The 5,466-nt window shown below is 44.5% G+C and carries 5 protein-coding genes; all 5 read left to right on the top strand.

Annotated elements, in window-relative coordinates; genetic code table 11:
- The first annotated feature begins 444 nt into the window (after positions 1-444).
- A complete protein-coding gene (locus ABL924_RS17595) occupies positions 445-1,944 on the top strand; it encodes an alginate export family protein (RefSeq protein ID WP_349028400.1) in 1,500 nt (499 codons plus the stop codon).
- Positions 1,945-2,338: 394 nt separating this feature from the next.
- On the top strand, positions 2,339-3,352 hold the full coding sequence (locus ABL924_RS17600) for a sulfate ABC transporter substrate-binding protein (RefSeq protein WP_349028401.1): 1,014 nt from the start codon (positions 2,339-2,341) through the stop codon (positions 3,350-3,352).
- 221 nt (positions 3,353-3,573) lie between these two features.
- Positions 3,574-4,401, top strand: a complete 828-nt coding sequence (cysT, locus tag ABL924_RS17605; protein ID WP_349028402.1) for a sulfate ABC transporter permease subunit CysT — start codon at positions 3,574-3,576, stop codon at positions 4,399-4,401.
- A gap of 32 nt (positions 4,402-4,433) precedes the next feature.
- Positions 4,434-5,282 carry a sulfate ABC transporter permease subunit CysW gene (gene cysW / locus ABL924_RS17610; protein WP_349028403.1) on the top strand — a complete coding sequence of 283 codons (849 nt, stop codon included), beginning with the start codon at positions 4,434-4,436 and terminating at the stop codon, positions 5,280-5,282.
- Positions 5,283-5,316: 34 nt separating this feature from the next.
- A partial coding sequence (locus tag ABL924_RS17615; protein WP_349028404.1) for an ATP-binding cassette domain-containing protein occupies positions 5,317-5,466 on the top strand: 150 nt, incomplete at its 3' end.

The raw sequence follows: 5,466 nt of genomic DNA on the forward strand, positions 1-5,466 counted from the left end.
TCCTTCTGTGTTTCATCAGGAGGAGACATCTTTTATTCAAGATAATAATGCCAACAAAATTAATAACTTTATCGCTTGAATGATAGATGCAATGTAAACGCGGGACTGTACCTTGCTCGAAGAATCTCCTGCTTTTTGCCACTAAAATAGTGTAATGAGATCTTCTATCGATTAACTGACAAGATCTCAAACAATCTCAGGAAACTAGCTGTAAGCCATTATGAATAGCTTTTATATCTTCTTTACAGATATAAAAATCTAATAATATCGCTTAAATAATTATTCTTTCTAATTTAAGATTTAGCCACTTTAAAAAGGTCATTCGCCGGTTTCATCGAAGATAATCGATTAAATAATCGCTTGGTTATTACCGACTAGATCAACGAAAGTTTTCAATTAATAAGCATTATGAATAAATACAAAAGTACCAAACAAGGAAATGACATGAAGCCTCTCAAAAAACTAATACCTGCGGCGAACGCTTTGGGTTTATTGCTGGCCTGGCCAGGTCTGGCAACTGCCGAAGATTATTACCGGAAAACCCGCGCTTACCGCTTAGAACCCGAATCTGATCCGCAGCGTTACGTGCGTAAATTAAGCCAGACGCAGTTTAAGCAATTCCGTGATATTGACTGGCTGGATGTGGGGCTGGATTTTCGTACCCGCTACGAGTATCGGGAAAATGATTACCGGCCAACGCCAACAGGTAACAATAGCAGCAATGATTTCCGCGCAGATCCCGATAATCTTTGGTTATTGCGGACGCGCGCTTATCTCGGCGTTCACGATATTCTTGACCCGTTGCGCTTTGCCATCGAATTTGAAGATGCCCGCAGTTACAACGGGCTATATGAGCGTAATGAATCCGATGTCAACGAATTTGAGTTGATTCAAGGTTATGCCGAGTTATATTTTAAGGATTTGCTGGGTCACAACCGGCCGTTAAGTATCCGTGCGGGGCGGCAACACCTTGAATTACTTGATAGACGGCTTATTGGTAACAACCAGTTCCGAAATACCACTAATAATTTTGAAGGTTTTAGGGTTCGCTTTGGCAAACAGCAAAACGATTGGAATTTGGATACCTTTGCCTTTCAGCCCGTCGAACGGCTGAAATATGATTTTGACCAGGCCGATGAACATACCTGGATTTATGGTGGTGTACTTAGTTTAAGGCAATGGTCTGACTTTATAACTATCCAGCCTTATTTTATTGGGCGCAAAGTTAATGGCGACCCCTTCAACAAAGCCAATAGTACCCCTGTTACTGATCAGGATATTTATGCGCCGGGCTTAAGGGTTTATGGGCTTATTGGCGAAAGTGGTTTTGATTTTGACGCTGACATCAACAAGCAGTTTGGTCGGCGCGGGGCAGTCCGTAATGGCAAGCAAGTTATGGAACAGCACGACGCACTGGCTTATGGCATTGAATTGGGTTACAGCGCTGATCATGACTGGAAACCAAGATTCAGTATATTTTATGGTTTTGGTACCGGTGATAAAAGTTCTAAAGATGCCATCAATAACCGATTTGATGCGTTTTACGGCTTTAACCAGCCGTGGTCACGCAATGATTATTTCTCTTGGGACAATATTCATGCACCCAAAGGCAGAGTTGAATTTACCCCTTATAAAGACGTGAAAATCGACACCGCCTATAGTGCTTATTGGTTGGAGAGTGAAACTGATGGCTTTAGGCGGGCGAACTTACGTGATCGCGACGGTGAAAGCGGCAGCTTTATTGGGCATGAGTTTGATATTCGCTTACAACATAAGTTAAACCCTTATGTTGATTGGAGTTTGAGTTACGCACGCTTTGAACCGGGTGGCTTTACCCGTTCTTTCAATAACGCCGTAAACGGGCCATTTACTGATCGCGCGAGTAACTTCTTTTATTTCGAGGTGTCGCTGAACGCCTTTGGCGACGGTAAACCTAAGTTATAAGTCGCTGTTTTTAGATAATTATTATTTTCGGGTTATAAAAAGCAGAGTGCATTTTAGGCCAGACAGAAGTTTATCGACCCATTTGCAAAGCACTAACGAAATAAGCAATAAGGCTTATTAAGGCGATGTTTAAAAACCCAACTGATTTATCGGCTTACGACCAATAAGCCGGTGTTGCTGTAATTAAACTTTAGATCATAGGGTTATTGCTGCAGAAGGGGTTATTAGGCTTTTATATATCTAAATAGTAGATAAATAAATATAAACATATCATTAAAAGTTATTAAAAAGAGCGTTTAAGATAGAGCTATATCTTAAAAATGCATCGTAAGCCCGTTCTTTAGAGCAAATTTAAAATACTTTTCATATTTAACTGAACCAATGTGGAGTGACCATGATTACCATTAAACCCAATAAGCCATTCATTTTATTGCTTGCCGCCTTTTTGTTGAGCGGAAATGCCCTAGCGGAACGGACGATATTGAACGTTTCTTACGATCCTACCCGGGAGTTTTATCAAGATTTTAATAAGGAATTCATCAAATACTGGAAAGCCGAAAAAAATGAAGATGTCGATGTTCAACAATCTCATGGTGGCGGTGGTAAGCAAACACGCGCTGTTATTGATGGCTTGGAAGCTGATGTTGTAACTCTGGCACTGTCTTACGATATTGACCAAATTGCGGAAAAAGCGGGGTTATTGCCTAAAGACTGGCAAAACCATTTACCCAATAACAGCTTGCCGTATACCTCGACCATCGTATTTTTAGTGCGTAAAGGTAATCCTAAGGGTATTAAAGATTGGAGCGATTTAATTAAAGAAGGTGTTTCAGTCATTACGCCAAACCCCAAAACGTCCGGTGGTGCCCGCTATAACTATTTGGCTGCGTGGGCTTATGCGGAAAAAACGTTAGGCAGTAAAGAAGCCGCTAAAGATTTTGTGAAGAAATTGTATAAAAATGTGCCGGTACTGGATTCTGGTGCGCGAGGATCAACAACGACTTTCATCCAGCGTGGGCAAGGCGATGTGTTGATAGCTTGGGAAAATGAAGCGTTCCTGGCAATTAACGATAATGAAAACGGCAAAGACCAGTTTGAGATCGTCGTGCCGCCATCCAGCATCTTGGCAGAAACGCCAGTGGCTGTGGTTGATAAGGTCGTTAAAAAGAACGGTACGCAGGATTTGGCAGAGGCTTATTTGCAATACCTGTATTCGCCAGTCGGACAAAAAATCGCGGCGAAGCACTATTACCGTCCATCGCAACCTGAGCAAGCTGATCCAGCCGATTTAAAACGCTTTCCGAAACTGGAACTGTTTACTGTCGCTGGCAAATTTGGCGGCTGGGCAAAAGCACAAAAAGATCATTTCGATGATGGAGGCACGTTCGACCAGATTTATGCGCCTTAAACAATACTACTATTAAGTTAAGAGCTAGCACGTCATTCTGGCAGGGATTGCCGGAATCCAGAAACCAAGGATGGTCAGTTTTGATTACATCCCTGTAATCTGGATGTCGGCAATCCCTGCCGACATGACGGCTTAACTTAAAGGCAACGACCTTGACCAAGGTTGGGCTGGCGTTAGCCAACCCAACAGAACAATCTAAAATTAAACCAAAGGTTACTGACATGTCACAAAGTAACATTATGCCGGGATTTCGCCCAGCTATCGGCTTTACGCTATTCTATCTGGCGTTGATAGTCTTGATACCACTCAGTGCGATGCTGCTGAAGACTTTTCAGCTAAGTCTCGACGAGTACTGGGCAATTCTGACCAACCCCCGTGTATTGGCTTCATTTCGTGTCAGCTTTGGATCAGCATTGATTGCTGCGGCGTTTTCCGGAATATTCGGTTTTATCATTGCCTGGACGCTGGTGCGTTATCCCTTTCCTGGCAAAAAGGTTTTTGATGCGCTAATCGACCTCCCCTTCGCCTTGCCGACCGCTGTGGCAGGTATTGTGTTGGCAGCAATTTACGAACCTAAAGGCTGGATCGGCAAATTGGTGATGGAAGCATTTGGCATCCAAATCGCCTACAAGCCGTTAGGGATTGTCTTTGCCTTAATCTTTATCGGCTTGCCGTTTGTTGTGCGTACCATCGAGCCGGTGTTACAGGAATTCGACAAGGCAATGGAAGAAGCCGCTGCCAGCTTAGGTGCTACGCGGCTACAAACCTTTGTCAAAGTCATCTTGCCCAATATCCTCCCGGCTGCAATTACGGGCTTTGCCTTGGCATTTGCCCGTGGGGTCGGCGAGTACGGTTCAGTGATTTTTATTGCCGGTAACATGCCTTATGTCTCGGAAATCGTGCCGCTGTTGATTATCACCAAACTGGAGCAATACGATTATGCCGGTGCCACCGCCATTGGCTTGACCATGCTGCTACTATCATTCCTGTTGCTGCTATCAGTTAACGGGCTGCAATGGTGGGTACGCCGCCGTAGTGGACAACTTTGAGGATCACGCAAATGAATACAATTTCCCCTGTTATGCCATCACATACAAAATCGCTGACCATAGGCGATGCTGACTGGGTGCGCTATGCCCTGGTTGCACTTACTTTGTTGATTATCGGTGTGTTTTTGATTTTGCCGTTAGCAACAGTGCTAATTGAGGCTTTTGCCAAGGGTTGGACGGCCTACGCTTCTAGTCTGACGCATCCCGACACCGTGGCTGCCATCAAGCTGACGCTGTTAACTGCCGCCATTACCGTACCGTTGACCACTGTATTTGGTGTTTCCGCCGCTTGGGCAATTGCCCGGTTTGAGTTTCGTGGCAAAAGCCTGTTGATTACGCTGATTGACCTGCCATTTTCAGTGTCGCCTGTGATTGCGGGGCTTATTTATGTATTGATCTTTGGCGCACAAGGTTGGTTTGGATCTTGGTTTTCCGAGCATAATTTCAAGGTCATTTTCGCGGTGCCGGGAATTGTTTTGGCGACCTTGTTTGTGACTTTTCCGTTTGTTGCCCGTGAGTTGATACCACTGATGCAGGAAATCGGCCATGAAGAGGAAGAAGCGGCCTTGTCGTTAGGTGCAAGTGGCTGGCAAACCTTCTTCAAGATTACGTTACCCAATATCAAATGGGGGCTGTTGTACGGTGTGTTGCTGTGTAATGCCCGGGCAATGGGTGAGTTTGGCGCAGTATCAGTAGTCTCTGGACATATTCGGGGGCTTACCAACACGCTGCCACTCCATATTGAAGTGAGCTACAACGAATATGATTTCGTCGGCGCTTTCGCCAGCGCATCCTTATTGGCAGGATTGGCAGTGGTCACACTGGTTGTTAAGACCTTCCTGGAATGGAAGCAAAAACAGGATTTAAAGGCAAACCGCTGACACCAACATCCAACAATCTTACGAGAAAGACATTATGAGCATAACCTTAAGTAACATTAGCAAGCGGTTTGGTGCATTTTCCGCACTGAACAACATCAATCTTGAAATTCCAGATGGCGATTTGGTCGCTTTATTAGGGCCTTCCGGTTGTGGCAAAACCACGTTGTTGCGTATCATTGCCGGG

Source organism: Methyloglobulus sp. (genome assembly GCF_040079455.1).
Taxonomy (GTDB): domain Bacteria; phylum Pseudomonadota; class Gammaproteobacteria; order Methylococcales; family Methylomonadaceae; genus Methyloglobulus.

Coding starts and splice junctions, on each gene's coding strand:
- ABL924_RS17595 (WP_349028400.1), top strand. CDS start 445: ATGAAGCCTCTCAAAAAACTAATACCTGCGGCGAACGCTTTGGGTTTA.
- ABL924_RS17600 (WP_349028401.1), top strand. CDS start 2,339: ATGATTACCATTAAACCCAATAAGCCATTCATTTTATTGCTTGCCGCC.
- cysT (WP_349028402.1), top strand. CDS start 3,574: ATGTCACAAAGTAACATTATGCCGGGATTTCGCCCAGCTATCGGCTTT.
- cysW (WP_349028403.1), top strand. CDS start 4,434: ATGCCATCACATACAAAATCGCTGACCATAGGCGATGCTGACTGGGTG.